This window comes from Xenorhabdus sp. KJ12.1, from assembly GCF_963876495.1.
GTDB lineage: Bacteria > Pseudomonadota > Gammaproteobacteria > Enterobacterales > Enterobacteriaceae > Xenorhabdus > Xenorhabdus stockiae.
In genome coordinates, this window is the sequence record NZ_CAWNQH010000082.1 from 1 (window position 1) to 23,480 (window position 23,480).

General features: G+C 37.6%; 21 protein-coding genes. 14 read left to right on the top strand and 7 right to left on the bottom strand.

Annotation, left to right across the window (positions count from 1 at the left end; translation table 11 throughout):
• The first annotated feature begins 114 nt into the window (after window positions 1-114).
• From AACS92_RS14385 to AACS92_RS14395, 3 genes are all read left to right on the top strand, one after another.
• Window positions 115-399, top strand: coding sequence for a hypothetical protein (locus tag AACS92_RS14385; RefSeq protein ID WP_099111643.1), 285 nt, complete (start codon window positions 115-117; stop codon window positions 397-399).
• A complete protein-coding gene (locus AACS92_RS14390; protein ID WP_099111644.1) occupies window positions 396-866 on the top strand; it encodes a DUF7823 domain-containing protein in 471 nt (156 codons plus the stop codon). The genes AACS92_RS14385 and AACS92_RS14390 overlap by 4 nt, the downstream gene beginning before the upstream one ends.
• Before the next feature lie 748 nt (window positions 867-1,614).
• Window positions 1,615-2,064 (top strand): GNAT family N-acetyltransferase, encoded by a 450-nt coding sequence (locus tag AACS92_RS14395; RefSeq protein WP_099111645.1) that lies wholly within the window; start codon window positions 1,615-1,617, stop codon window positions 2,062-2,064.
• 9 nt (window positions 2,065-2,073) lie between these two features.
• On the opposite strand, the gene AACS92_RS14400 is transcribed toward AACS92_RS14395, so the two are convergent.
• Window positions 2,074-3,141, bottom strand: a complete 1,068-nt coding sequence (locus AACS92_RS14400; protein WP_099111646.1) for a PfkB family carbohydrate kinase — start codon at window positions 3,139-3,141, stop codon at window positions 2,074-2,076.
• Between the two features lie 678 nt (window positions 3,142-3,819).
• Between AACS92_RS14400 and AACS92_RS14405 the strand changes: the two genes are divergently transcribed.
• Together AACS92_RS14405 and AACS92_RS14410 are read left to right on the top strand one after the other, a co-directional pair.
• Window positions 3,820-5,529, top strand: a complete 1,710-nt coding sequence (locus tag AACS92_RS14405; RefSeq protein ID WP_241538019.1) for a ShlB/FhaC/HecB family hemolysin secretion/activation protein — start codon at window positions 3,820-3,822, stop codon at window positions 5,527-5,529.
• A 74-nt stretch (window positions 5,530-5,603) separates the two neighbouring features.
• On the top strand, window positions 5,604-9,983 hold the full coding sequence (locus AACS92_RS14410; protein ID WP_099111647.1) for a hemagglutinin repeat-containing protein: 4,380 nt from the start codon (window positions 5,604-5,606) through the stop codon (window positions 9,981-9,983).
• Between the two features lie 63 nt (window positions 9,984-10,046).
• On the opposite strand, the gene AACS92_RS14415 is transcribed toward AACS92_RS14410, so the two are convergent.
• Window positions 10,047-10,448 (bottom strand): VOC family protein, encoded by a 402-nt coding sequence (locus AACS92_RS14415; protein WP_099111648.1) that lies wholly within the window; start codon window positions 10,446-10,448, stop codon window positions 10,047-10,049.
• 17 nt (window positions 10,449-10,465) lie between these two features.
• Window positions 10,466-10,819, bottom strand: a complete 354-nt coding sequence (locus tag AACS92_RS14420; RefSeq protein ID WP_099111649.1) for a tRNA-binding protein — start codon at window positions 10,817-10,819, stop codon at window positions 10,466-10,468.
• A gap of 186 nt (window positions 10,820-11,005) precedes the next feature.
• On the opposite strand from AACS92_RS14420, the gene AACS92_RS14425 reads away from it, so the two are divergent.
• From AACS92_RS14425 to cobT, 4 genes are all read left to right on the top strand, one after another.
• On the top strand, window positions 11,006-12,565 hold the full coding sequence (locus AACS92_RS14425; RefSeq protein ID WP_099111650.1) for a cobyric acid synthase: 1,560 nt from the start codon (window positions 11,006-11,008) through the stop codon (window positions 12,563-12,565).
• A complete protein-coding gene (gene cobU / locus AACS92_RS14430; RefSeq protein WP_099111651.1) occupies window positions 12,562-13,107 on the top strand; it encodes a bifunctional adenosylcobinamide kinase/adenosylcobinamide-phosphate guanylyltransferase in 546 nt (181 codons plus the stop codon). Before AACS92_RS14425 ends, cobU begins: the two co-directional genes overlap by 4 nt.
• A complete protein-coding gene (gene cobS, locus AACS92_RS14435) occupies window positions 13,104-13,868 on the top strand; it encodes an adenosylcobinamide-GDP ribazoletransferase (protein ID WP_099111652.1) in 765 nt (254 codons plus the stop codon). The genes cobU and cobS overlap by 4 nt, the downstream gene beginning before the upstream one ends.
• 123 nt (window positions 13,869-13,991) lie before the next feature.
• On the top strand, window positions 13,992-15,071 hold the full coding sequence (gene cobT, locus AACS92_RS14440) for a nicotinate-nucleotide--dimethylbenzimidazole phosphoribosyltransferase (RefSeq protein ID WP_099111653.1): 1,080 nt from the start codon (window positions 13,992-13,994) through the stop codon (window positions 15,069-15,071).
• Here the strand turns inward: cobT and AACS92_RS14445 are convergent.
• Both AACS92_RS14445 and AACS92_RS14450 read right to left on the bottom strand, forming a co-directional pair.
• Window positions 15,031-15,477: a hypothetical protein gene (locus AACS92_RS14445; protein WP_141554534.1), complete on the bottom strand. Its 447-nt coding sequence runs from the start codon at window positions 15,475-15,477 to the stop codon at window positions 15,031-15,033. The genes cobT and AACS92_RS14445 overlap by 41 nt on opposite strands.
• A gap of 28 nt (window positions 15,478-15,505) precedes the next feature.
• Window positions 15,506-17,110 carry an AMP-binding protein gene (locus AACS92_RS14450; RefSeq protein WP_099111655.1) on the bottom strand — a complete coding sequence of 535 codons (1,605 nt, stop codon included), beginning with the start codon at window positions 17,108-17,110 and terminating at the stop codon, window positions 15,506-15,508.
• A gap of 306 nt (window positions 17,111-17,416) precedes the next feature.
• Here AACS92_RS14450 and AACS92_RS14455 point away from each other — a divergent pair, with 306 nt between their 5' ends.
• Window positions 17,417-18,166 (top strand): SDR family NAD(P)-dependent oxidoreductase, encoded by a 750-nt coding sequence (locus AACS92_RS14455; RefSeq protein WP_099111656.1) that lies wholly within the window; start codon window positions 17,417-17,419, stop codon window positions 18,164-18,166.
• A 144-nt stretch (window positions 18,167-18,310) separates the two neighbouring features.
• Complete coding sequence (locus AACS92_RS14460) at window positions 18,311-18,979, top strand: epoxyqueuosine reductase QueH (RefSeq protein ID WP_099111657.1); 669 nt, start codon at window positions 18,311-18,313, stop codon at window positions 18,977-18,979.
• A 97-nt stretch (window positions 18,980-19,076) separates the two neighbouring features.
• On the opposite strand, the gene AACS92_RS14465 is transcribed toward AACS92_RS14460, so the two are convergent.
• Window positions 19,077-19,892 (bottom strand): helix-turn-helix transcriptional regulator, encoded by an 816-nt coding sequence (locus AACS92_RS14465; RefSeq protein ID WP_099111658.1) that lies wholly within the window; start codon window positions 19,890-19,892, stop codon window positions 19,077-19,079.
• Between the two features lie 965 nt (window positions 19,893-20,857).
• On the opposite strand from AACS92_RS14465, the gene AACS92_RS14470 reads away from it, so the two are divergent.
• Window positions 20,858-21,358, top strand: coding sequence for a bactofilin family protein (locus AACS92_RS14470; RefSeq protein WP_099111673.1), 501 nt, complete (start codon window positions 20,858-20,860; stop codon window positions 21,356-21,358).
• Between the two features lie 345 nt (window positions 21,359-21,703).
• The gene (locus AACS92_RS14475; protein ID WP_339373555.1) at window positions 21,704-22,150 is read left to right on the top strand and encodes a GNAT family N-acetyltransferase; all 447 of its coding nucleotides are present in this window, start codon (window positions 21,704-21,706) and stop codon (window positions 22,148-22,150) included.
• Window positions 22,151-22,311: 161 nt separating this feature from the next.
• Here the strand turns inward: AACS92_RS14475 and AACS92_RS14480 are convergent, their stop codons facing one another.
• Window positions 22,312-22,932 carry a phage repressor protein CI gene (locus tag AACS92_RS14480; protein WP_099111659.1) on the bottom strand — a complete coding sequence of 207 codons (621 nt, stop codon included), beginning with the start codon at window positions 22,930-22,932 and terminating at the stop codon, window positions 22,312-22,314.
• 202 nt (window positions 22,933-23,134) lie between these two features.
• Here AACS92_RS14480 and AACS92_RS14485 point away from each other — a divergent pair, with 202 nt between their 5' ends.
• A complete protein-coding gene (locus AACS92_RS14485) occupies window positions 23,135-23,473 on the top strand; it encodes a DUF5347 family protein (RefSeq protein WP_099111660.1) in 339 nt (112 codons plus the stop codon).
• Window positions 23,474-23,480: the final 7 nt, after the last annotated feature.

The window sequence follows — 23,480 nt, forward strand, 5'->3', positions numbered from 1 at the left end:
TCCATGGCCTGTTCCTCCCCGGAGTCGTTTTAGGCTTTCACCAAAACTTTGCTCCTGGAACAGGCCTCTCGTCAATTTCTTATCCAGAATTCAGGTTAATTAAGTGAGGTGTTTATGTCTGAAGTTAATAAACTGGGTGATAAAAATTGCTCGTTTGACCTCGAAAAATATAAAGTCACATATAAGACCACCACGACAGTTGAGCTTAGCAATGATGTTACTGCTCCGGTAGGTTCTTTTGTATGGGCAATAATTCAATTGAATTTAAATAACTTGGTGAGCCGTAAAGATTGGAATTCCCTCAAGCAGTACTTATTGCTTAATGAAGAATCAGGTTATATAGAAGAATACGATAAAATAAGAATAGGAAACAATGGATCCCTAAGCCAGAAGATATGATGGCTTGTGACTGGCAGTTGGAAGAAGATTGTATGTTGGTTTTTGATCTTACAGTAACTAAGCGTGCGGATGAGGATGATAATTCATGGGGCGCTTGTTTGCTAGGTTGCAATACTGTTTCCTTTGGGGACATAAAGATTATTAAAAATAATACACCTTTCATGAAAATTGCAATGCTCTACTGGATGGAATACGTTTATAACGATGCCCCTATGCTAGTTTTTATAGCAGCCTCTCCAGATGTAAAGACTGCTGAAAAAGCGAGTGATTTTTTGGGAAAATATCTTCGTATAACTGTTGATGGAGTGAGTTATAATTTTGTTAAAAATCAAGCAGGAACATACTATATAGATGATAACCTCTATGGTTCAACTCGCTGGTATCAAGGTGTTGAAGCACAAAAATTAGGAACCATGTTGAAACAAAATGTAGGCAAAATCCTGTCTTTCTGCTTCAACTGGAAATAAATCTATACATTGAATTCAAGGAGCAAATGATCTTGGAATTGCAGGAGTTTGTTAGGGCGTAGTGAGAGTAAAAGGACGGCGGATGTACCGTCCTTGATTTCATTATAAACAATGCGAATGTCCCGCTTCTCCCGGATTCAACGCGTCGCATTGAGCTACACAGCGCTCATATGCTGCTGGGTCTAACATCTCAGATCTACAAAACCAAGCATAGGTCTGTATTGAAGTAAAAAGAGTCGTACCTGCGACTAGGGAAAGAAGAAGATATTTTTTCATTTTACTATCCATCCATAACGTGATTATCAAGAAATGGATAAGCCTAATAACCTTATCTCCATCGAATAATAAATGAATAATTCTTAATAATTAGTTAACACTTGAAACTAAAAATTAATATTTTTTATTCATTTCCTAAGTGGTTAAAGGAATACGAATAACCCCTGCCGCTGAGGAAGACGGGGTATTATCAGCAATATCCGTTGTGAAGTGATGTGACAGTCGGCGAGATGGCCTGTATTGTCGTAATGATGTACGAGTTGTGACGCTGGATAAAAAGTTTTCCTACCAAATATTTTCTGGCTCAATTTTCTGAGTATAATATATCCAGTTATCGGTTGTCACAAAATGGATATTAAAAATGTAAATAACCTTTTCTTGATATGATATTTATTTACTAAACTTCTCTTGCAGTCATAATTAAATTTGATATTGTAAAGCAAATACTCAATAAAAAATAATAGAACAAAGTATGAAACAACATCTATATTGGGAAAAAGAAAAATATCAAGTATCAACAGATAAATATTTGTTAGATGTTACAGCAATCCATCAGTTTCTTACCCGCTCCCATTGGGCGAAAGGCATCGATATTGAAACAGTTCAGTGTTCAATTGAAAATAGTCTGACGTTCGGATTGTATGATGAGAAAAATCAAATAGGGTTTGCTAGATTCGTGACAGACTTTTCAACTTTTGGGTATTTATGTGATGTTTACGTATTGGAAGAATATCAAAAACAGCATCTGGGGAGCTGGCTAATGGAATGTTGCCAATCTCATCCTGTTATTCAGAAACTTCGACGAGTTATGTTAGTAACTTCATCTGCACATTGGTTATATGAAAAATTTGGTTATTCACCTGTTAATCGTGAAAATTTTGTTTGGCAAATATTTCGCCCGGATATTTATTTAAAGAATTAGTACCAGTTTTTACCGAAGATTGAATTTATTGGGGAATATATCAATATTTTCTGATGATAGAGTAAAAGCAGAACATTGCTGAGAAAAGTGAACGCTGTCTTCCAGATCCATTCCAGCCAGCCAGCAATGTGCAAGCCCTGCCATCATAACATCACCAGCACCATTGGCATTAACAACGTTATTTGTTAATGCGCGTGAGTAACCGGATTTATTATCTAGTTCACTGTAATAGACGCCTTCTGCATCCATACTCAAAATTATCCGTTGAACACCTTGCTGATGAAACCAAGAAGCAGTGAGGACTGCATCTTCCAGTGTTTCAATTTTGATACCACTTAACATCTCAGCTTCAGAACGATTAGGTTTCAGTGTATGAATATAAGGTAGCCAGTGACGGATATTAGATGCTTTGAATGTAGAAACTGTATCAACAAAAATCGGAACATTATTGGAATTAAGAAATATCCACTCTAACGATTCATTAGATAAGTTACAATCAATAATCAGTACACTGGCACTCTGAATCAATTTCTTGGATTGAGAGAGTAGTGATGGGGTAAGTTTATCCAGAATGCTCATATCATTTATCGAAATAATACATTTTCCATTCTTATCAATAAATGAATTACAAATTGATGTTTTTTCATCATCCAGTTTATGTAGGTATTTAGTATTAACTCCGGATAATTTTGTTTTTTCTGATAAAATTTTACCTTGTTGGTCATTACCAACAACAGAAATTAAATAGCTTTCATTTTTTAATGCAGCAATGTTTTGTGCAATATTTCTTCCTACCCCACCGGGGGTGGAAATGATTTTCCCTGGGTTGGAATCATTATATACTAATTTATCAAAGGCATAACTGGTTATATCTATATTAGCTGCTCCAATAGTAACAGCATAAACATCACTGGCAAGAATATAACCCTTCCCTTTTATATAGCCTTTTTTACTTAGGTTCATAATATGCCCTGCAACACAGGAACGACTAATACCAAGAATATCTGCAATTTCTTGCTGTTGTATAAAAGGATCCCTCTTTAATATTTGCAGTATCTGATTTTCCCTGTTTGACATATTGTGGCCTTGGCTATTTTTTGTGGCTATATTTCTATTGTATATCTGTCAAACAGTAAAGGCGGATCTTATGATTTATTCTATTTTTGAGAAAGTGATCGTAAGTTTAATAAAGGGTTTTTATGATCAATAATGTGATCTATATCTAGAATATTACTCTGTTAAAGCTTTGGTGTTTAGGATAATGAAAAGGTTTATAATGTAAACTATATTTTATTCTGTATAAATTATATTTATATCAATAGGTTGTGAGATAATAGGTTCTTTTCAAACAAGTGTTTGGTTTTTGTATATCAATGCAATAATTATATGTAATTTAAGAAATTATATTATCAAGGCTAAATTACAAGTTACATATTTTTACCAGTTAAATACAGTAGAGCAGTTATTTTTATTATTTTCTATAAAAAATATCAGTTTATTAGTTTAGATATATGACTAAAAATAATTAATTTGTTTTATTTTTATATTTCACATAGTGATGATTAAAAATTTTGTGAATGTGATTTTATTAAATGACTTGGCGATGTTTGTTTTTTATTCGTGTTTATGAAGTGTTTGTATTCTGCCTGTAGGGATATGGCAATATGTGAGTGATAAATTTTATATTAATTAATCTCCCTGAAAATCTTGCAAGTTTAATTATTATATTAATGAAAATTTTATGATTGGTGTTTTATGATTATAAAAAACATAGGAATATTATTAATATTATATATTCCATTAACAATAGCATCTCCGGTAAATTTTAATGAAAGTTTGCCTTCACCAACTGTGAACGAAGGGAGTAATAATTTACGGAATAGCGAAAGAGAGATAAACAGGTTGATTGAAGAAAGGCGGCATCAGGAGATGATTAACCGTTCAAGGCGATATTCTACAAAAGAATCACTCGCAAATCTGAAAGGTGATAAAAAATGCCTACCAATTAGTGGGGTTTATCTCCAAGGGATATCATTATTATCATCATCGGACTTAAAAAAATTAAGTGCAATTTCTAATAATTGTATTACCAGTAATAATATCAATAGATTAACATCTGAAATTATAAACCTTTATGTCCAGAAAGGATATGTTACAGCCAGAGTAAAATTGGTTCCTCCTGATTATGAGAAAAAATTAGGAATTCATGTTATAGAAGGGTTTATCGAAGATATTAGGGGAGGAAGTCGATGGGTAAATAGTCAGACTCTTTTTCCTGGTCTGAAGAATATGCCATTGAATATACATCAACTTGACCAAGGGCTAGATCAGGCAAATCGTTTACAATCAAATAAAACAACGTTGGATATTTTGCCTGGTACAATTAATGGAGGATCTATTATTTTTCTTAATAATAAACATAGTTCTCCGTGGAAAGTTTCTTTAACAACAGATAATTATGGACAAAAAAATACAGGGAAATGGGTAGGAAGAGTAAACACGAGTTTTGATAGCCCGCTGGGGTTATCTGATTTTGTAAGCCTTAGTGGAAGCTCTACTTTGAAAAAAGGCCAAAGTAAATATAATCGATCTTATATATTTCTTTATTCATTGCCATATGGACAGTCAACATTTAGCACATTTTATGTTGGTTCTAAATATCATCATCAACAAAAATCAAATTATAGAAAGTCTAGGTTTTTAAATATACATGGTGATGCCCAACAATCAGGAGTTCGTGCTGACTGGGCATTTCGCCGCAACCAGACACAAATAGATACACTGAGGACACAATTTATATATAAAAAAGGAGATAACTATTTAAATGATGAGAAAATTATAGTAAATAGTGAATCTATCAGTCTTGTTTCTCTTAATTTAAATCATTTTCAAGTTATTCCAACAGGATTTTTTTCTATTGATGTAGGTATTGATAAAGGTGTGCCATGGTTTAACCCGCAAACAGCTATGGACAAAAGATTTATTAAAGGATTGATGTCAATAAATTTGCAAAATAAATTTAAATTATTTGATTCATCTTATTTATTAAATAGTCAACTTAGCATGCAGTATAGCCGTGATCCTTTACCAGCTATGGAGTGTTTCAGTATTACTGATAAAAATAGTATCAGAGGATTTAACGAGAGTTTTTTATGTGATGACAATGGGTGGTATTTAAGAAATACGTTATCCTACCCGCTTCCTATAGCTATTCCTCAAGGTTATTTAGTTTTAAATATAGGTGGTGATTTAGGGCAAACTAAAACTTATGAAAATAAAAATAAAAATAAATATGAATATAAATATGAATGGATAAATGCTGTAGGGATGAGTGCTGGGTTTTCACTGAGTTATAAACAGTTGTTTGCCGATATTCAAGTAGGTAGTGGGAAAGTTTTTCCTCGGCAGTACGAGAAACTTAATAATCCCATACAGATATTAGTGCGTATTTCTTATGGTTTTTAATTGCAGAGCTGCCACTGTTTCAGTTTGGTCATATTTTTACACACAGTAATAACTAGATGTATAGGAGTAATTAAATGAAAGAAAAAAGGTTTAAATTATCGTCATCTGGTCGGCTTGCTGTATCAGTGGCAATTGTTATGCTTTTTAGCTCAAGTAGTTTTTCCAATGGAATAGTGGCTGGAGGTGATGCCTCACACCGACCAGATGTTACACAATCTAAATCCGGCGCAGATGTCGTTAATATTGTTGCTCCTTCTGAATCTGGATTATCACATAACCAATATGATGATTTTAATGTTTCGGAAAAAGGGGCGGTTTTTAATAATTCGACAAATGGAGGTGAATCTCAATTAGCTGGAGAGTTATCTGGTAATAGTAATCTGCATGGCAATTCGGCAACAATTATTTTAAATGAGGTAATTAGCCGCAATCCATCTTTACTGTTGGGTAAGCAGGAAGTTTTTGGTATGGCTGCAGATTATATATTGGCAAACCCTAACGGTATTACTTGTGATGGGTGTGGGTTCATTAATACCAATCAGTTATCGCTAGTGGTCGGAAATCCATTAGTTGAAAAAGGTACTTTACAGGGATTTAATACCCTCGATAATACAAATGCCCTGAAAATTGGTAAAGGAGGGCTGGTTCATGACTCTATCATAAATCTTTTTTCCCCTAAAATTGATAGTCGTGGCAAAATTAGTACCAGCCAAGATATTAATATTATTACAGGTCTGAATAAAATATCTGTTGATGGTCGAGTATTGGATTCAAAAAAAGCAACGGTGGGTTTACTTGATAGCTACTATTTAGGCAGTATGCAGGCTGGTCGTATCCGGTTATTAAGTACAGATAAAGGGAGTGGTGTTAATTTACAGGGGGAGATGACTGCTGCTGATAATATTAATGTTGAATCTAAAGGCGGATTAAAACTGGAAGGTGCCAGATTAAAAGGAGGTGACCTCACCTTAAAAGGTGAAAATATTACATCTCAGGGAGCTTTGGATGAAGTATATTTGAAAAAGGAAAAATCAGGAGGTAATTTTTTTAACGGGAATAGTGCTAGCAGCGAGAAGAGGTCCCAAATCCTTCATCGAACCAAATTAGAAGGTAGAAATATTACATTAAATGCTAACAAAAATAATGAAATTAAAGGAACAGATATTTCTGGTGAAAATATTAATTTAACTGGTAGTAAACTTGATTTAGGTGGGCAGGCAATTAATCAACATTCGGAGGACTTTCAAGAGCAATGGAAGTTCTTATGGAAGAGTAATAAAAAAAATACTCATGATAAAACTCAACAGGAGGGAAATAATTTAAGGGCAAATAATAATATAAAATTAACTTCGACTGGAGAAGATATAAGAATTGATGGGAGCAAGATTGACGCAGGTAATAATCTGTCATTATCATCTAAACGTAATGTCATAATAGATGGCTTGATAGAAACTGAACAAATGGATAATCAGCAATATCACAGATTGGAGTCGAGTTCACTAGATACAGGGCTAAAAGAAAAAGGACATTTTACTCAAAAACAGATTAGAAGTGAACTAAATGCTGATAATGATCTTGGCATAGAAGCCAATGGTGATATTAAAATTTCAGGTTCTAAGGCGCATGCCGGAAACAACCTTATTATAAAAGCAGGTAAAAAAACCCAGATAATATCTCAATCTTATGGTGATAAAGTTATTGATGATGATAATAGAACTTATTGGGGAGGGATTGCCGGAGGAAAAAATAAAAATAATTATATTGAAAATAAAATAAATCAATCATCTGATATTACAGCTGATGGGCATGTATTGCTTGTAGGAAATGATGGAATTAAAATTACTGGCAGTAATGTTGAAGCTGAAAAAGGTGGATATTTCCAATCTAAAAATGGTGATTTACTCATTGATAATGCGGTTAATTATCATAAAAATATTATTGATGAGCGCCATGGAACTGTTTTTAATATTACTAAGGATTCTAATAAAGAAAAAGAAAAAAAAGAAGAGGCAGTACGCAGTCAGGTTAAATCTAATGCAAATTTAAAGTTATCTAGTGGCAAAAATATTGATGTAGTTGATAGTATATTAAAAAGTTCTGATGATTTGAATATTGATGCAGGCGATAATATAAATGTTTCTTCTTATGGAGAGAAATATAATAAACAGAAAGAAAATTCATTGCTTGAGGCAGGGAATATAGCTCAATCCTCTAATGAAGATGATAAAAAAACCATTACAAAAAATTTGGTTATTAAGTATAGCAGTGATGATAAAGAAAAAGAGAATGTAACACAAAAACGATCTGTATTGGATGGAGGAAATATCACAATTAATGCAGGTAAAGATGTTACAGTTGTGGGTTCAGATATAGATACGAGAAATGGGAATGCTAATATATCAGCTGACAATATTTCTTTCCTTGCTTCAAATGATTTGGCAGCCCAAAGAGAATCTCATTCTTCAACTGGTATTGGTGTGTTTTTCTCTAAAGGAAGCAATGGAATAAGTATTGGCGGTGGAGTTAATCATAGTAGCAATAATAAATCTCATGAGAATAAAAAAGCTGTCGTTTCAAAAACGGACATCGCGGGAGATCTGAAATTAAACGCACGAAATAAACTAGAACAAGAGGGAACTCAGCATAATGTTGCTGGTAATTATGAGGTGAGTGCTAATAGCATAGCAAATAGGGCAGCGGAAAGTAGTGATAGTACTTCCTCAGGAAATTTTAATATTGGAGGAGGAGTTGATCTCTCTTTGAGTATGAAGAATTATTCACCTAATGTTGGTGCTAATGTTTTCGCCAAAGGAGGTAATCATACAGAGAGTAATACTAAAACAAATGCTAATGTCACTTCAATTAAAGCCAACAACGACATTATCATAAATGCCAAAGAGGATGTATATGATCAGGGAACGCAATATCAGTCAGCTAATGGAGGAATAGAATTAAAATCTAACAACCATATTAATGAAGCCGCATTTAATAAAAATGAAAAAGATGTTTTTGATTCATCAGGTAATGCCAATATACAAGCCGGCTTAGCGCTTTTCTCTCAGGATCTTACTGTTAAAGCTAAAGGGCAAGGGAAAACGTCTCGGAATTATGAATCTAATTCAGATGCTATTGTCAGTGATTTCAAAGCACATAAAGATATTAATATTCAGGCACGCCATGATATTAAATATCAGGGATCATCGTTTAATTCAGAAGATGGAGAAACAACCATACAGGCAGGGAATAATATCAATATTAATCAGGCAAATAATACTCATAAGAAAACTAAAACCCAATATGGGGTTGGTCTTGGTGTTGGGGTAGGCGTCAATTTGCCGACAGGAGTTGTCAATATGGGAGCAGGAAGTGTAGCAGCAGAATATTCTGTAAATGATGACACTACTGTAACAGCAAAAAGTAGTAATATTAGGGGAAAACAGGGAGTTAACTTAGTTTCTGGAAATAATTTGTCTTTGCAGGGGACAAATGTCTCTGGCAAACATATAAATCTTAAAGCAGAACGAGGTGATATCATGGTTACCTCTGCTCAGGACAGTATAAATAAAAGTCATTTCCTCATTGGGGCTAATGTAGGTGGGGGAGCAGTAATGAATGGTTCTCAATTAGCTCAAATTGAGGCAAAGGCTTATGGTAAATTTGGTAATGGTTATGAAAGAGATGTTATCAATCATAATAGCCAGATTTCTGGTGAAAATGTAACATTAACAAGTAAAAAAGATACGACTATTAAAGGCGCTAATATTGTAGCGGATAAAATGGGAGGGAAAGTAGGCGGTAATCTTAATATTGAAACGGCTCAAAATACGGCTAATGGGAGTAAAATAGATCTAGAAGCTGGAGGCGGGTTTAATAGTGGTACACTCTTTAATGATAATCAACCATCCGATTTTATGGGAGTGGTTAATATCATTAAAAGTATCGCATCGGGTATAAAAACCAAGTTTAATTTTAATTACGAAACACATGATGATACAGGTTTGACTAACCAATCAGGAATTTCTGCCAGAAATGGGGTTAATTTAGATGTATCAGGTAAAACCAATCTGACTGGAGCGAAGATTGAAAGTACTGATGAGCCAGTTATATTGAATACCAAAGAGTTGGTAAATCATGAAATAATTACTCATAGTAAAGGAGATAAAATCTCTGTGAAATTACCTGGGTCTCCTCTTGCGTTTTTATTAAGTTTACCAAGTGCAATTTCTGATATTGCTCATGGGAAAATTCCATATACAGAGAGGCATTATCATAATAAGAAAAATGCAATACTTCCTAGTAAAATCAACGAATACACTCAGAAGATGTCGAATTGTAATGTGACGGTAAAGGATAAAATGATCGAGAATATAGATAATAATATGCCTAAAAAAACAGTGACTGAAGTAATTGGATGCGGTCAACAGTTAGGTAATCAAAAGGATTATGGGGTATAAAAAATTGAACGTTATTTTATCAAATAGGAATCCACCTGTTTAACAGGTGGATTTTTTTGTATTTTAAACAATCGCGTTCTGATATAAATCCCATCGGTTGCCATAAATATCTTCAAATACAACAACCAAGCCATATTCTTCTTGTCGTGGCTCTTCGCAAAAATGAACGCCATTTTCTTTCATTTTATGGTAATCGCGCCAGAAATCGTCAGTTTGCAGGAACAAAAATACCCTTCCTCCACACTGGTTGCCAATAAAAGCTTCCTGCTTTTCATTAGATGCTCTTGCCAACAATAGATTGCAGTCACTTTCAGGATTTGGTGTCACAACAACCCATCTTTTACCCGGTTGTGGAGTGTCTTCGACCAGAGTAAACCCCAGTTTATTGGTGTAGTAATCAATTGCTTTATCATAATCATCAATAACAATGGCAACATAACCCATACATCTTTTTTGTGTTCTCATAATATTCCTATTTTAAATTACAGCATCCGTGTCCCTAAGGTCACATTTTTATCTGGTTGGATGAGTACAGTGCCTTCATTATCACAAACGGCAGCCAGAACCAAAACTTCCGATTTAAACCCGGCTACTTTTCTCGGTGGAAAGTTTATAACAGCCAGGACTTGCCTGCCGATTAATTGTGCTTCCGTATAGTTTTGGCACAATTGTGCCGAACTCTGTTTTTCACCTATTTCGCGACCAAAATCGATATACAGTTTATAAGCAGGTTTGATGGCTTTTTCATTTTTTTCAGCTTTGATTATTTTGCCAACGCGGATATCGAGAGCCATAAAAGTGGATATATCTGTGAGATAATTTTCTGAATTTTGCATAACTGTATATCTATTAATAATAGGTTAATGATATTGATTGTTATTGTAACAGAGAGTGCATAAAAATATTTGTTTGACTTTGTGAGCTGATTCACGCGGATAAAAAACACTTATCCATATGAGTTCATCATGTAGTCATTTGGTGCGTTATTCTGTGGCGACAATAATATAGAGGAGTAAAACACCATGAAATGGTCTCTTATGATCCAAGGAACAGCGTCTGATGTTGGAAAGAGTGCTTTGGTTGCTGGATTTTGTCGGATTTTTTTACAGGATGGTTATCACTGTACTCCTTTTAAATCACAAAATATGGCACTTAATTCTGGTATTACTGCTGATGGCAAAGAAATGGGGCGTGCTCAGATATTTCAGGCTGAAGCGGCGGGGATTACTCCTGATGTACGCATGAATCCTGTTTTGCTGAAACCCTCCAGTGATTGCAAGGCTCAGGTGATTTTTATGGGCAAAGTTATGTGCAATATGAATGCCGTAGAATATCACGAGTATAAACCACAGCTTCAGCAGCAGATCCTGAGTGCATATAACGGCCTTGCGGCTGCAACCGATATTATGGTACTGGAAGGAGCGGGTAGCCCGGCGGAAATTAATCTGCGGGATCGGGATATCGTCAATATGGGAATGGCTGAGCTGGTTGATGCTCCCGTTATTCTGGTAGCAGATATTGATCGCGGAGGTGTTTTTGCTTCTATCTACGGCACACTGGCCTTACTCGCACCAGAAGAAAGGGCACGGGTTAAAGGGGTCATTATTAATAAATTTCGTGGTGATATATCGTTGCTGCATTCAGGTATTGAACAAATCGAAGAGCTGACACAAGTACCGATACTGGGAGTATTACCGTGGCTGGAACTCGATCTGGAAGAAGAGGACAGTGTTGCGTTGCAGGTTGGCAAATATGAAAAGGATAAAAATAACACAGAAAGATGCCTGAATATTGCCGTTGTCCGGTTTCCACATATTGCAAATTTCACCGATTTTAACGCGTTAGCACTCCAGCCTGATGTTTCTCTTAATTATATTGCAGATCCTTTGGAACTTAGGAATGCCGATCTGATCATTTTACCCGGCAGTAAAAACACATTGGGTGATTTGGGATGGTTAAAAACGCAGGGGCTGGATCAGGCAATTATTGCTGCACACCAGTCAGGGGTTCCGATCATTGGGATCTGTGGTGGCTACCAGATGCTTGGAAAGCAGATTGTTGATGAAGTCGAATCTGGTTTATATCAGATGGAAGGGTTAGGATTACTCGATACTGAAACCTTATTTGCCAATGATAAACAGACAGCTCAGGTCAGGGGAATTGTGATGCCGGAGCTATCAGGCATGCTGAACTTATGTGGTGATCAACCCATTGTGGGTTATGAGATCCATATGGGAGTTACGCGCCTGAGAGAGCAGGCAAGGCCATTCGCCAAAATGTACTTACGTAATGGTGAAGAGAAGAGTTGGTTTGATGGTGCAATTAATCAGGAAGGGACGGTGATGGGAAGTTACCTGCATGGCCTGTTTGACCAGAATAATTTTACTCGTTTATTACTGAATCAGCTTCGCATGCATAAAGGCATCAACCCGCTGGAAAATGCTGCTTTCAGCTATGCCAGCCATAAAGAGAAACAGTTTAATATTCTGGCAGCCAGTATGCGTGAACATCTGGATATAGAACGTATCTATCAGTTAATGAAAGAACACACGGAGTCTACTTCTTCTGGAGTGATCAGATGATCTTAATTACTGGCGGAGCACGTAGTGGCAAAAGTGCTTATGCGGAGCGGTTTATTTCAGATCAATGTGAACAAGTATTGTATATCGCGACAGCTCAAGGTACTGATGAAGAGATGTTGGCTCGAATTGAACGGCATCGGAAGGATCGTCCTTTACATTGGCGAACCTGGGAAGGATATCAGGATTTGGGGGATGTTATCCGTAGGCATCGTAAAGCGGAAGAGGGGATTATACTTGAGTGTGTGACTACATTAATTACCAACCTTTTGTTTGACAAAGCAGAAGGCGCATCACCCGATGAAATGGATTTCACCTCATTGGAGGTATATATCCACCAGCAGATAGACGATGTGATCGATGCTTGTCTGAATTGCCCAATGCCCGTTTGTCTGGTGACGAATGAACTGGGGATGGGGATTGTGCCTGAGAATCGGCTGGCCCGTCATTTTATTGATATTTCCGGTCGGGTTAACCAGAAACTGGCTCAGGCAGCAAAATCAGTCTGGATGGTAGTCTCTGGCCTTGGAGTAAAAATCAAATGAAGTTGAAACTCTTTTGGGCAACATTACAGTTTATGACCCGGCTTCCTATCCCTGCAAAATGGGCCGAAGGGATTGATTTTCGGCAAATTGGGCATGGTGTACCGATTTTCCCTTTAGTTGGCCTTATTGTTGGTGCGATTGCAGCTTGTGTTGCGCTGGTAATAACTCAATCCGGTGGAGGAGTATATATTGGCGCAATTGGTTATGCGCTCGCTCTGGTATTTCTGACGGGAGGACTGCATTTAGATGGTCTGGCAGATACTTGTGATGGTATCTTTTCTTCCCGAAATAGAGAAAGAATGCTGGAAATTATGCAAGATAGCCGCCTTGGCACATATGGCGGATTAGGGCTGATCTTTTGCATTTTGCTTAAGGTACTTGCGGTTGTTGAAATTGCCTATCATCCTCCTTTGCATTTGCTGGCTTTATTATCTTGTGCACCGATTGTCGGACGTACTGCTGTTGTGCTTTTGATGTTTGAACAACGTTATGCCCGTGAAGTTGAAGGAATGGGAAGTAGCTATATCGGTCGCATTACTCCCCGTGAAACAGTCATCACATTATTGGCAGGGACAGTATTGGTGATGCTGCTGGGGGACTGGCAGGGGTTATCTGCAATGCTGGTAACGATGATCGCTATCTTTTTGCTTGCCATCTATTTTAACTATCATTTGGGCGGGCAAACCGGAGATACTCTGGGAGCGGCAATTGAAGTCGGTGAAGTGTTTTTTCTACTGGCTTTAATCCTTATCTGGAAGTAGGTTGTCGATAGCTAATATTATTTTATTCTCGTTGCTTCTTTGTCACTGTGATGCAATCAGAAATCTATTAGAGTGTATTTTATATTTGCCTATTTAAGTTGAAACTTGATCGGAAGGATCATCATGGAGTTTCAGTCATTACCACTGTTACTGAAAAAGATTAAACCGCTGGATCGGGAAAAAATGGATCGGGCGGAGCAGCATATTGATAAACTCGTCAAGCCAATTGGCAGTCTGGGCCGTCTGGAAGCACTGGCAGCACAACTTGCGGCTATGCCCGGAATTGGAAAACTGCGGGATCTGCAAAAAGAGATTATCGTTATGTGTGCCGATCATGGCGTTTATAACGAAGGTGTGGCGATTTCTCCGAAAAATGTTACAGCCATACAAGCCCGGAACATGTTGCTGGGGCTGACAGGGGTTTGTGCATTAGCGAAAAGTAGCGGTACCCATGTGTTACCTGTTGATATTGGTATTGATTGTGAGCCGATAGATAATTTATTGTCCCTCAAATTAGCCCGTGGCTGTGGAAACATTGCACAAGGCCCGGCTATGCCTTATGCATACGCAGAAACATTATTGTTGGCAAGTGTGCAATTAGTTCAGCAACGCCTTACCGCTGGGATCTCTGTATTTGGTGTGGGAGAGCTGGGGATCGCGAATACCACACCAGCAGCGGCAGTCATCAGTGTACTTACCGGAAGTGATCCCGGTGATGTTGTGGGTTTAGGTACTAATTTGCCTGCTGGATTACTTAAACATAAGGAATTTGTTGTACGTCAGGCGATTGATGTGAATAAACCTGATGCTCAGTCTCCCCTTGATGTACTGGCAAAAGTGGGGGGATTTGAGCTTGTGGGAATGACCGGAGTAATTTTGGGATCTGCTGCGGCAGGTGTTCCGGTCGTGCTTGATGGTTTTATCTCTTATGCCTCTGCTCTGGCGGCAGTTCAGCTGGCACCTTCTGTTCGGGATTACTGTATTCCATCTCATCTATCAGCAGAAAAAGGTGCGGTTCTGGCATTGCAGCATCTGGGTCTGAAACCTTATCTGCATTTAGATTTGCGTTTGGGCGAGGGCAGTGGGGCTGCGATCGCAATGTCTCTGATTGATGCAGCCTGTTCTATGTATTGTGATATGGGATATCTGGCTGAAAGCGGGATTACTTTTCCTGAACTTTCGTTATTAACTCATCAAGCATAATTTGATTTTTTTGTAAGGAAAAATAGAATTGTGGAGCAGTAAAATTATATTTATCCCGTAAGTAATCTAATGATACTTTTTGAGTTTCAATGACGTGCAAAATCGGAATGGCCAATCCGAAATCTTTTTCAATAAAATAATCGAAAACAGACTGACCATTTCCGGGAATTGCATTTTCTGCAATATCAGAAATTTCTTTGGCAGTGCCAGATATTGGCTCATCAAGAAGCATACCACCGATTATGGCTTTGACAGGAACGGTAACATAAATAAAAGCAAAAGTTCTTTTTCTTCTGAATCTTCGGCGGAATTCATATTTTTTAGCGCCCGATAATACTTTCTCCCATGCGGATTGATGCAAGCTTAATACGATACAATCTTCGGGAGTAACATCATACTTCTGCATAAAATTCTGCATTTTTATATCTCTTATTTTATAAATTTTTAGCGAGTTTTCTTAATGTCTCTTTGAGTATTTTTCCGCTTGCGTTACGTGGTAAAGCTGAAAAAGTATAACCTTTAGGGCGCTTATAGCGTGCAACAATAGTTCGGAGATAATCATCCAGTTCCTGCTCAGTGATTGAGGTATTATCATCAATTTCAATAAACGCATGAGGAACTTCACCCCAGTATTCATCAGGTTTTGCCACAACCGCCACAGCCAGAACGCCGGGATAACTCGACAGTGCATTCTCCAGTTCAAGGCTGGAAATATTCTCACCCCCGGAAATAATAATATCTTTTTTCCGGTCGATAATTTTAATATAACCATCGCTATCAATAACAGCCAAGTCCCCGGTAAAAAACCACTGACTGGTCATATCGAATGTGACTCGATCGACAGGGCCGTAAGCGGCAACAATATTACCCCGAATAGCAATTTCACCAATGGATTGTCCATCAAAAGGTACTGCCAGCCCGTTATTTTCATCAATAACGCTGATTTCTCCCTGTAAATTGGAAACAATTCCCTGACGCATCTTCTTTAAAATTGTTTCTGATTTTGGCAGTGTAGCCCAATCGGGTTTATCTTCACAAACAACAACCGGCCCATAAGTTTCCGTCAGGCCATAAACGTGGGTAGCTCTGATACCGGCTGCATCAAGCAGGGAAAACATCTTCTCTGTTGGTGGGGCACCGGCAATCAACCCATAGACATTGTTGTTGAAAGAGATGTCGAGCCTTTGTGCTTCCCGCCCTAAGGAATAATGCACGATAGGCGCACCACAATAGTGTGTCACCTGATGCTTCAGCATAATCTGTATGGCTTCCTGTGCATCAAATTTGCGTATACAGATATGAGTGCCTGCCCGTGCCGCAATAGTCCAGGGGAAACACCAGCCATTGCAGTGAAACATGGGCAATGTCCATAAATAAATCGGGTATTTGGGCATATCCCAGTCTAGGATATTCGAAATTGCATTAAGGTATGCGCCACGGTGTGAGTACACAACTAACTTAGGTGTGCCGCTGGTTCCAGAGGTCGAGTTAATGCTGATGGCTTCCTGTTCATCAATAGGGTAAAAGTTCAGGGTTTCAAAAGGATACTCAGATATCAATGACTCATAGCTAATCAAATCCAACGCTGATTCTGGTAGAAGAGTATTATTTTCAGCAGTGACAACAATTTTGACCGGGTTTTTAAAGGAAACACCATCCAGTAATGTAAGGTAATTTTTATCCACAATTAATATTGTGGGATTAATTTTTTCAAAGATAAAATTCAGTGTAGCTGCATCTGTCCTGATACTTAAGGCATTCAGTATTCCGCCAGACAAGGGAACAGCATAGTGCAGTTCCAGCAATTCATGAACATTAGGCAATAAAGCAGATACAACACAGCCTTTTCCAACCCCCATTTGCTGAAGTGCAACAGCAACTCTTTCACAACGTTCTCCATATTGTCGCCATGTCCAACATTGCTCTCCATCTATTACCGCAGGGTAATCACCATTACTTAATATGGCTCTTTTTAGAAATAAAATAGGTGATAATGCATTGCCGTCATATTCATTTAATAGTGAATTGTAGCGAGTCATATTCCCATCCTTTTTTATTTTCGATTTTTTGCCTGTCATTATTTTCACTGATTATTAAAGGTAATAGTGGAGGTGGGAATTTGCAATCCATATCAAATGGTTGTTAGTGTTTTTATTAGAAGTGGGTCTTAGTGTTTATAAAAAAACATCACGTACTTTATTTGTATGTTTGAGTGATATTTCATTGTTTTTTAATATGCTAATTATATTTATTGTTATTGATAGGGTGGCGTGATGAAAATATATTGGAAAATTAAGAGTGATGTAATATAAAAACTTAATATACTGATATAAAAGGAAACAAAAATGTTTAATTTAACCGGAAAAGTTGCATTTATTTCTGGAGGAACAAAAGGTATTGGTAAAGGAATTGCTCAGGTATTTAAACGGGCGGGTGCAATTACGATCATTTCAGGTACGGATAAAACGAAAGGAATGCCTGTAGCTGAAGAACTTGGAGTGGATTTTATCGCCCTTGATGTAACTGATCCCTCTGCATGTAAAAATGTGATTAATGAAATTGTCGAAAAATATGGCAGACTCGATATTCTTTGTTCAAATGCGGGTATTTTCCCACAACACAATATTAAAGATATGACGGTTGAAGATTGGGATTTAGTCTATAGCGTCAACCTGAAAGGCACATTTTTATTGACTCAGGCTGCACTGAATGTCATGGAAAAACAGCAGTATGGGCGCATAGTGATTACTTCATCTATCACCGGAGAGATTGTAGGAATGCAGGGCTATAGCCACTATGGTGCCAGTAAGGCAGGCCAGCTCGGGTTTATGCGCAGTGCTGCATTAGAATATGCAAAACAAGGGATCACAATTAATTCCATTATGCCGGGTATGATTATGACTGAAGGCTTAATGGCATTTGGTGAGGATAACCTGAAACAGATTGAAACGGTAATTCCAATGGGCGCTTTGGGAACACCAGAAGATATTGGTTACACAGCTTGTTTCCTTGCTTCTGATGAAGCGAAAAATATCACCGGGCAGACAATTGTGGTTGATGGCGGGCAGATATTACCAGAAGTGCAAGGGTACTGATTGACTTAAGATGTTCAGATCTGGCTTTACTTGTTTTCCATTGCCGTAAAGCAAAGGAACAAGGTAAGATGAGCAACTAATAAACACAGGGAGGGATATGTTCTCTTCCTGGTTTTTTATTGTCTAAGTCAGGTAAAAAATATTATGTCACTGAACTATGAACGTAAGCCGCTTCCACTCCCTAATGGCCACAGCAAAATGTTACTGCACTCGTGTTGTGCCCCATGCTCAGGGGAAGTTATGGAAGCAATGCTCGCTTCGGGGATAGATTTCACAATATTTTTCTATAACCCGAATATTCATCCACAGAAGGAATATGAACTGCGTAAAGAGGAAAATATCCGCTTCGCAGAGCAGATGGGTATTCCTTTTATTGATGCCGACTATGATCGTGACAACTGGTTCGAGCGTGCGAAAGGCATGGAAAATGAACCTGAGCGTGGCATCCGCTGCACGATGTGTTTTGACATGCGTTTCGAACGGACTGCGTTATATGCTCATGAGCATGGTTTCCCTGTTATTACTAGCTCACTGGGGATCTCGCGCTGGAAAAATATGCAGCAAATTAATGATTGTGGTGTCCGTGCAGCTTCCCGTTATCCGGGGTTAACCTATTGGGAATATAACTGGCGTAAAGGCGGTGGTTCTGCCCGCATGATTGAGATCAGTAAGCGTGAAGAATTCTATCAGCAAGAGTACTGTGGCTGTGTTTATTCTCTGCGGGATACTAATCGCCATCGTCTGGCAACAGGACGGGAAAGAATTAAATTGGGAACAGTTTTTTATAGCGCAGATAGTGTTCAAAAAAATTAAGGATTATATTGATCCTTACGATGGCTTTTCAGTTTTAAATAAAACAAGTTTACATGAAACTGGAAAGCCTTAATTTGTATAGTCTCAATATTAATAATTAATCTTTACCATATCTGGCACGATTAGGGGTATAGCCAAAACGTTTTCGATAACTTTGGGTAAAGTAGGACTGGCTGGAAAAACCGGATTCCAGTGTAATATCAGCGATACTCATTTCGCTGTTTAATAATAATTGATGAGCATAAAGAATACGCTGTTCACTTATCCACGCTCGTGGAGATGTGCCATAAACACTACTGAAAAGTTCTTTGAACGAAGTTAACCCCATACCAAATTCGCGGGCAAAATCATTCAGCCGCCACTCTTTGAGATAGTGAGTTTCCATAAATGTCTGTAACCGTTCTACTTGCCGATTACTCAATTTACGCAGGACTGACATGAGTAATGCGCCTTGTTTTCCGAGAGAGAGCAGTAAAAGTAACTCCTCGCTTCTTAACTGGATCAGGGCTGATGGGCAATCATACGTGAGGAGTTTCGATAAACTACGTATACTTTCTGTTAATAATGGAAACTTATGGAAAGGAATTAACCGATAATCAGGGGAATCATGGCGTTCAATATTAATTAATAATGCGCCAAAACGTTTCATAAAATGACGGAAAAATTCCATACCCAATGGCAACCATAATATTTGACAACTTCTTGTATGGGTTTTAGCGGCATATTTTCCAGGGTGGATAAAAAGGATATCATTTGACTTAATATGATAGGTATTACTGCTGTCTTTCCATACCATTTCACCATCAAGTAAAATATACAGCCCTCCTTGTTGATGTTCGAGAATATCGAAGTTAGGCATGGTTAATTGTAGAGAAAAAATACTCTTCTGATTTAAGCCCGTCGTCCTTTTCATTTAATACTCCTAATCTTCCTTATCATGAGTAATTTGAAATGTATTAATGATATGTTCTGTTGTTCAAATAGCTTTCTTGGGGATTGGAAAGCAACCTGAAATCTATTGGATAGATAGTGATAAATTGAGTATAGAGTTAAAAATATTGGCTGATATCAAAATTGTATACGTAACATCCATTATATAATTACAGTATTATATCTCTAAATTAATATTTATGTTAGTTTTAAATGTTAAAAATTTAGATTTAAATTTATTTATTAACAGGATAGTAGAACAGAAGAAATGATAGAACTTTCATCTATTCAATTAGTTAAAGTCCAGTATGTTTATATTGGGTGAATTTAAATCGATAATTTCACGGTCAGATAAGTATTCAGGTAGGTTAGTTGAGGTACAATTTTCTAATTAAGATTACATATCCTGTAATGAAATATAAATAAACTGTATTGCGTATGATGTTATTTTGTTAACCATTAGTTTGGTTATGTTGCATATTTATTGGTTTATATGGTTCTTATATTTAAAATATCAAAATTTTTCTATTAAAATGAGTTTCCTGTGTTGGATTTTAAGGACAAACTATCGATAATTCAGACCATTAAGCTTTGTTGGTAACGTTATCCATGTAATAACGGCATAAATACCTCTGTTATAGCTTCGTAGATTGTTTTTTATACTGGTACAATGCTAGGATGTATTTTCATCGCCTTTCTTCTATATCCACTAAGGCATAGAGACATAGATATATTTGCTGATGAAAGATAAAAGATTACAAGAACGAGAAACATATGGAAAAGTATCGTTTTTCAGATAACGCTTTTTTATACAGTTTATGGCTCGCTTGGGCTATTACACTGGGATTGTACGTATATGGCAACAATATTGGTTGTACCATAACAGCAATTTTATCTTTTTTAGCCTTGGTATTTTACTTTACTAATATGAAACAGAGAATGAAAGCTATGTTTGGAAAAAAAACTGAGGCATCTGCTGCCAGCCCGGTCACACAAATCACTCCTCCTGTACAGACTGAAGAGAAAAAAATCTCTGGCACTGAAGCCCGCGCTAATACGATTGTCGCGAAGAATTCCGTATTCAAAGGGGATATCGAGATGGAAGGAGATATCCAGATTTGGGGAAAAATTATCGGGAATATTCGCGTAAAAGGCGGGGCTATTCGTGTTATGCACGCCGGTAAAGTGGAAGGTGAGTTGATTGCACCTGAAATTATTATTGATGGTCACGTAGAAGGGACTTGCTGTGCTGAAACACTCGATATCCTTGAGCACGGTGAATTACGGGGTATCAGCCGTTGTGGGAGTATGTCAATCCGACGTGGCGGATTATTTATCGGTCAGTCTGAACAAGTGGAAAAAGAAAATAAGAAGAAACAGGAAGCAGAACGAATTGTTTCCATCAAGGATACTCCGGGAGATAAGGCAAAATCTAAAGCTACTGCCTGATATCTGCTGGTAAAATACTCTTCGGTTTTCAATTCGCAGAAATCACTCGGGTATAAAATTTCTATATTCCTGCCGGAACGTGTTGTACTTTCCGGCAGTTTTTGTTTTGATATTCTTTCTTCTTTTACGTTATCTATGTGTTAGTTACATTCATCAAATCAGACCATCAAGTTATATGAGCGGTGAGACTCTCACATATCATTTCTATGCCATTTGAAATTCATATTTTCAATCAATAAGGGGAAATTGTGATTATAGAACTGGAAACAGAAAGATTATGGCTTCGAGCCTGGAAGGAAAGAAGACAGAGAACCTTTTTACCGCCTGAACAGTAATCCTGAAGTAATGGAGTTTTTCCCCAATACGTTGACAAAAGAGCAAAGCGACACACTGATTGATAATTGTATTCGTAAATTTGAGATTCAGGGTGGTTGGGGATTATGGGCGGTAGAGGTAAAAGAAAGTGGTGAGTTTATTGGTTTTGTTGGGTTGAATATACCTAATCTTGAATTTCCATTTTCTACCTGTAGTCATATCGTTGAGATAGGCTGGCGTCTCGATAAGCCATTTTGGGGTAAAGGCTATGCCTGTGAAGCTGCCCGCAAAGTTCTTGATTTTGGGTTTACGGAAATCAGACTGGATGAGATTGTAGCTTTTACCACCCTGATGAATGCTCGTTCAGAAAATGTGATGAAAAAGCTGGGAATGCTCAGAGATAAAAAAACATTTATGCATCCCGCTCTTGAGGAAGGTAACCCACTACGGGAGCATGTTTTGTATCGGATGAAATGACCAACTTTTGTCGCTGCAATGTAACTTGAAACCTACTAAAAATACTGAAATAAATCCGAATAAATTTATGTGTTATGTTTCTTTTAACATGATAAACGCCATCAAAGTTATTCTGGTAATCAGAGATAACTTTGATGGAAAACGTATTGTTACGTAATTGATTATTGTCTGGAGATCACTAAAGCCACGCGTCCAATGAATTGAATATCGCTGATAGCACAATCAAACGTAACATCATTATCACTGACGCGAATTTTACTGACAGGGATTTTGGCTATCTTCTTGATGCTGTGCATTCCTTCGATATCGACCAGCCATAAACCATCCTGAATAGTGTCTTCTTGTGCATCAAGCACATACCAGGATATGCCATCATCAACCACCAGAGGTTCTCTGAGATCTTTGGAAATCAATTCACTATCCAGAATAACCGGATCATCCTCATTCAGCTTACCTCCTGACAATCTTACACGGGAGATTGACGGCGCAATGATATCTTCCAATCGTTCTGTTTTTTTGATCCCTTCGCCGTTTGGAAACATCTCTCCTTGCCCTGTACTCAGCCATAGCAGTGAAGCACCCGTTTCGAGATTACACTGAATAATCCAATCCGCCGGAAAGCTATCACGAAGATAGCGGTTTGCCATTGTGCTTTTGGACACGCCTAAATGATCACTCAGAGCCTGACGGGATTTAAATCCATACGCGCGTACAAGGCGCTCGATAGCTGGTCGCCCACCACTATCAGCCCCCATTTTGATCTCAATATTGGTATTTTTCATTGACAGTACAGATAAGAGATATTATTATCCCAATAAAGATCTTGAAATGAGATCTTTATTGGGTCCGAATTGGTTAAGACGAAAACCATTAAGAGATATTGCATCATGAACATCCAAATTTCAATCCCTATACCTGATATCAACGGTGTTCGAGGGATTGCTCTGACAATAATCGCTCTGAAGGTGAAAGGGTGAGGAAAATATGGCGAATACGGAAAAAGAAAAGTTTGCCCAAATTAACCTCGGTCAGCGGTTGGAAGGATTGAACCATCTGTCGAAGATCAGAGCAATATACTGGGGATATGATGAAAAAGAGTTAAAACGCTTTTTTGCAGACATGCGTGATAAAAGGGATTGTCATTATGAAGAGAACAAGCGGGCCTTATCCGCTATTTTCTATTTGGCAAATATTCCCCGTGCCCGCCATGACAGCGAAATCAGCCAGTTTACTTCTGAGGAAAAACACTCTCTGATCAAGGCGATGAATCATATTAAGGTTGTAGTTAGTCAGTTTCCCAGACATTTAACGTTACCCAGTTAACCACCTT

Bases quoted from the DNA above. Each gene is read 5' to 3' on its own strand.
- AACS92_RS14485 (WP_099111660.1), top strand. From the start codon at position 23,135: ATGGCGAATACGGAAAAAGAAAAGTTTGCCCAAATTAACCTCGGTCAG.
- AACS92_RS14480 (WP_099111659.1), bottom strand. From the start codon at position 22,932: ATGAAAAATACCAATATTGAGATCAAAATGGGGGCTGATAGTGGTGGG.
- AACS92_RS14405 (WP_241538019.1), top strand. From the start codon at position 3,820: ATGATTATAAAAAACATAGGAATATTATTAATATTATATATTCCATTA.
- AACS92_RS14465 (WP_099111658.1), bottom strand. From the start codon at position 19,892: ATGAAAAGGACGACGGGCTTAAATCAGAAGAGTATTTTTTCTCTACAA.
- AACS92_RS14400 (WP_099111646.1), bottom strand. From the start codon at position 3,141: ATGTCAAACAGGGAAAATCAGATACTGCAAATATTAAAGAGGGATCCT.
- AACS92_RS14445 (WP_141554534.1), bottom strand. From the start codon at position 15,477: ATGCAGAAGTATGATGTTACTCCCGAAGATTGTATCGTATTAAGCTTG.
- AACS92_RS14390 (WP_099111644.1), top strand. From the start codon at position 396: ATGATGGCTTGTGACTGGCAGTTGGAAGAAGATTGTATGTTGGTTTTT.
- AACS92_RS14425 (WP_099111650.1), top strand. From the start codon at position 11,006: ATGAAATGGTCTCTTATGATCCAAGGAACAGCGTCTGATGTTGGAAAG.
- AACS92_RS14415 (WP_099111648.1), bottom strand. From the start codon at position 10,448: ATGAGAACACAAAAAAGATGTATGGGTTATGTTGCCATTGTTATTGAT.
- AACS92_RS14410 (WP_099111647.1), top strand. From the start codon at position 5,604: ATGAAAGAAAAAAGGTTTAAATTATCGTCATCTGGTCGGCTTGCTGTA.
- AACS92_RS14385 (WP_099111643.1), top strand. From the start codon at position 115: ATGTCTGAAGTTAATAAACTGGGTGATAAAAATTGCTCGTTTGACCTC.
- AACS92_RS14450 (WP_099111655.1), bottom strand. From the start codon at position 17,110: ATGACTCGCTACAATTCACTATTAAATGAATATGACGGCAATGCATTA.
- AACS92_RS14420 (WP_099111649.1), bottom strand. From the start codon at position 10,819: ATGCAAAATTCAGAAAATTATCTCACAGATATATCCACTTTTATGGCT.
- cobT (WP_099111653.1), top strand. From the start codon at position 13,992: ATGGAGTTTCAGTCATTACCACTGTTACTGAAAAAGATTAAACCGCTG.
- AACS92_RS14395 (WP_099111645.1), top strand. From the start codon at position 1,615: ATGAAACAACATCTATATTGGGAAAAAGAAAAATATCAAGTATCAACA.
- AACS92_RS14475 (WP_339373555.1), top strand. From the start codon at position 21,704: ATGGAGTTTTTCCCCAATACGTTGACAAAAGAGCAAAGCGACACACTG.
- cobS (WP_099111652.1), top strand. From the start codon at position 13,104: ATGAAGTTGAAACTCTTTTGGGCAACATTACAGTTTATGACCCGGCTT.
- AACS92_RS14455 (WP_099111656.1), top strand. From the start codon at position 17,417: ATGTTTAATTTAACCGGAAAAGTTGCATTTATTTCTGGAGGAACAAAA.
- cobU (WP_099111651.1), top strand. From the start codon at position 12,562: ATGATCTTAATTACTGGCGGAGCACGTAGTGGCAAAAGTGCTTATGCG.
- AACS92_RS14460 (WP_099111657.1), top strand. From the start codon at position 18,311: ATGTCACTGAACTATGAACGTAAGCCGCTTCCACTCCCTAATGGCCAC.
- AACS92_RS14470 (WP_099111673.1), top strand. From the start codon at position 20,858: ATGTTTGGAAAAAAAACTGAGGCATCTGCTGCCAGCCCGGTCACACAA.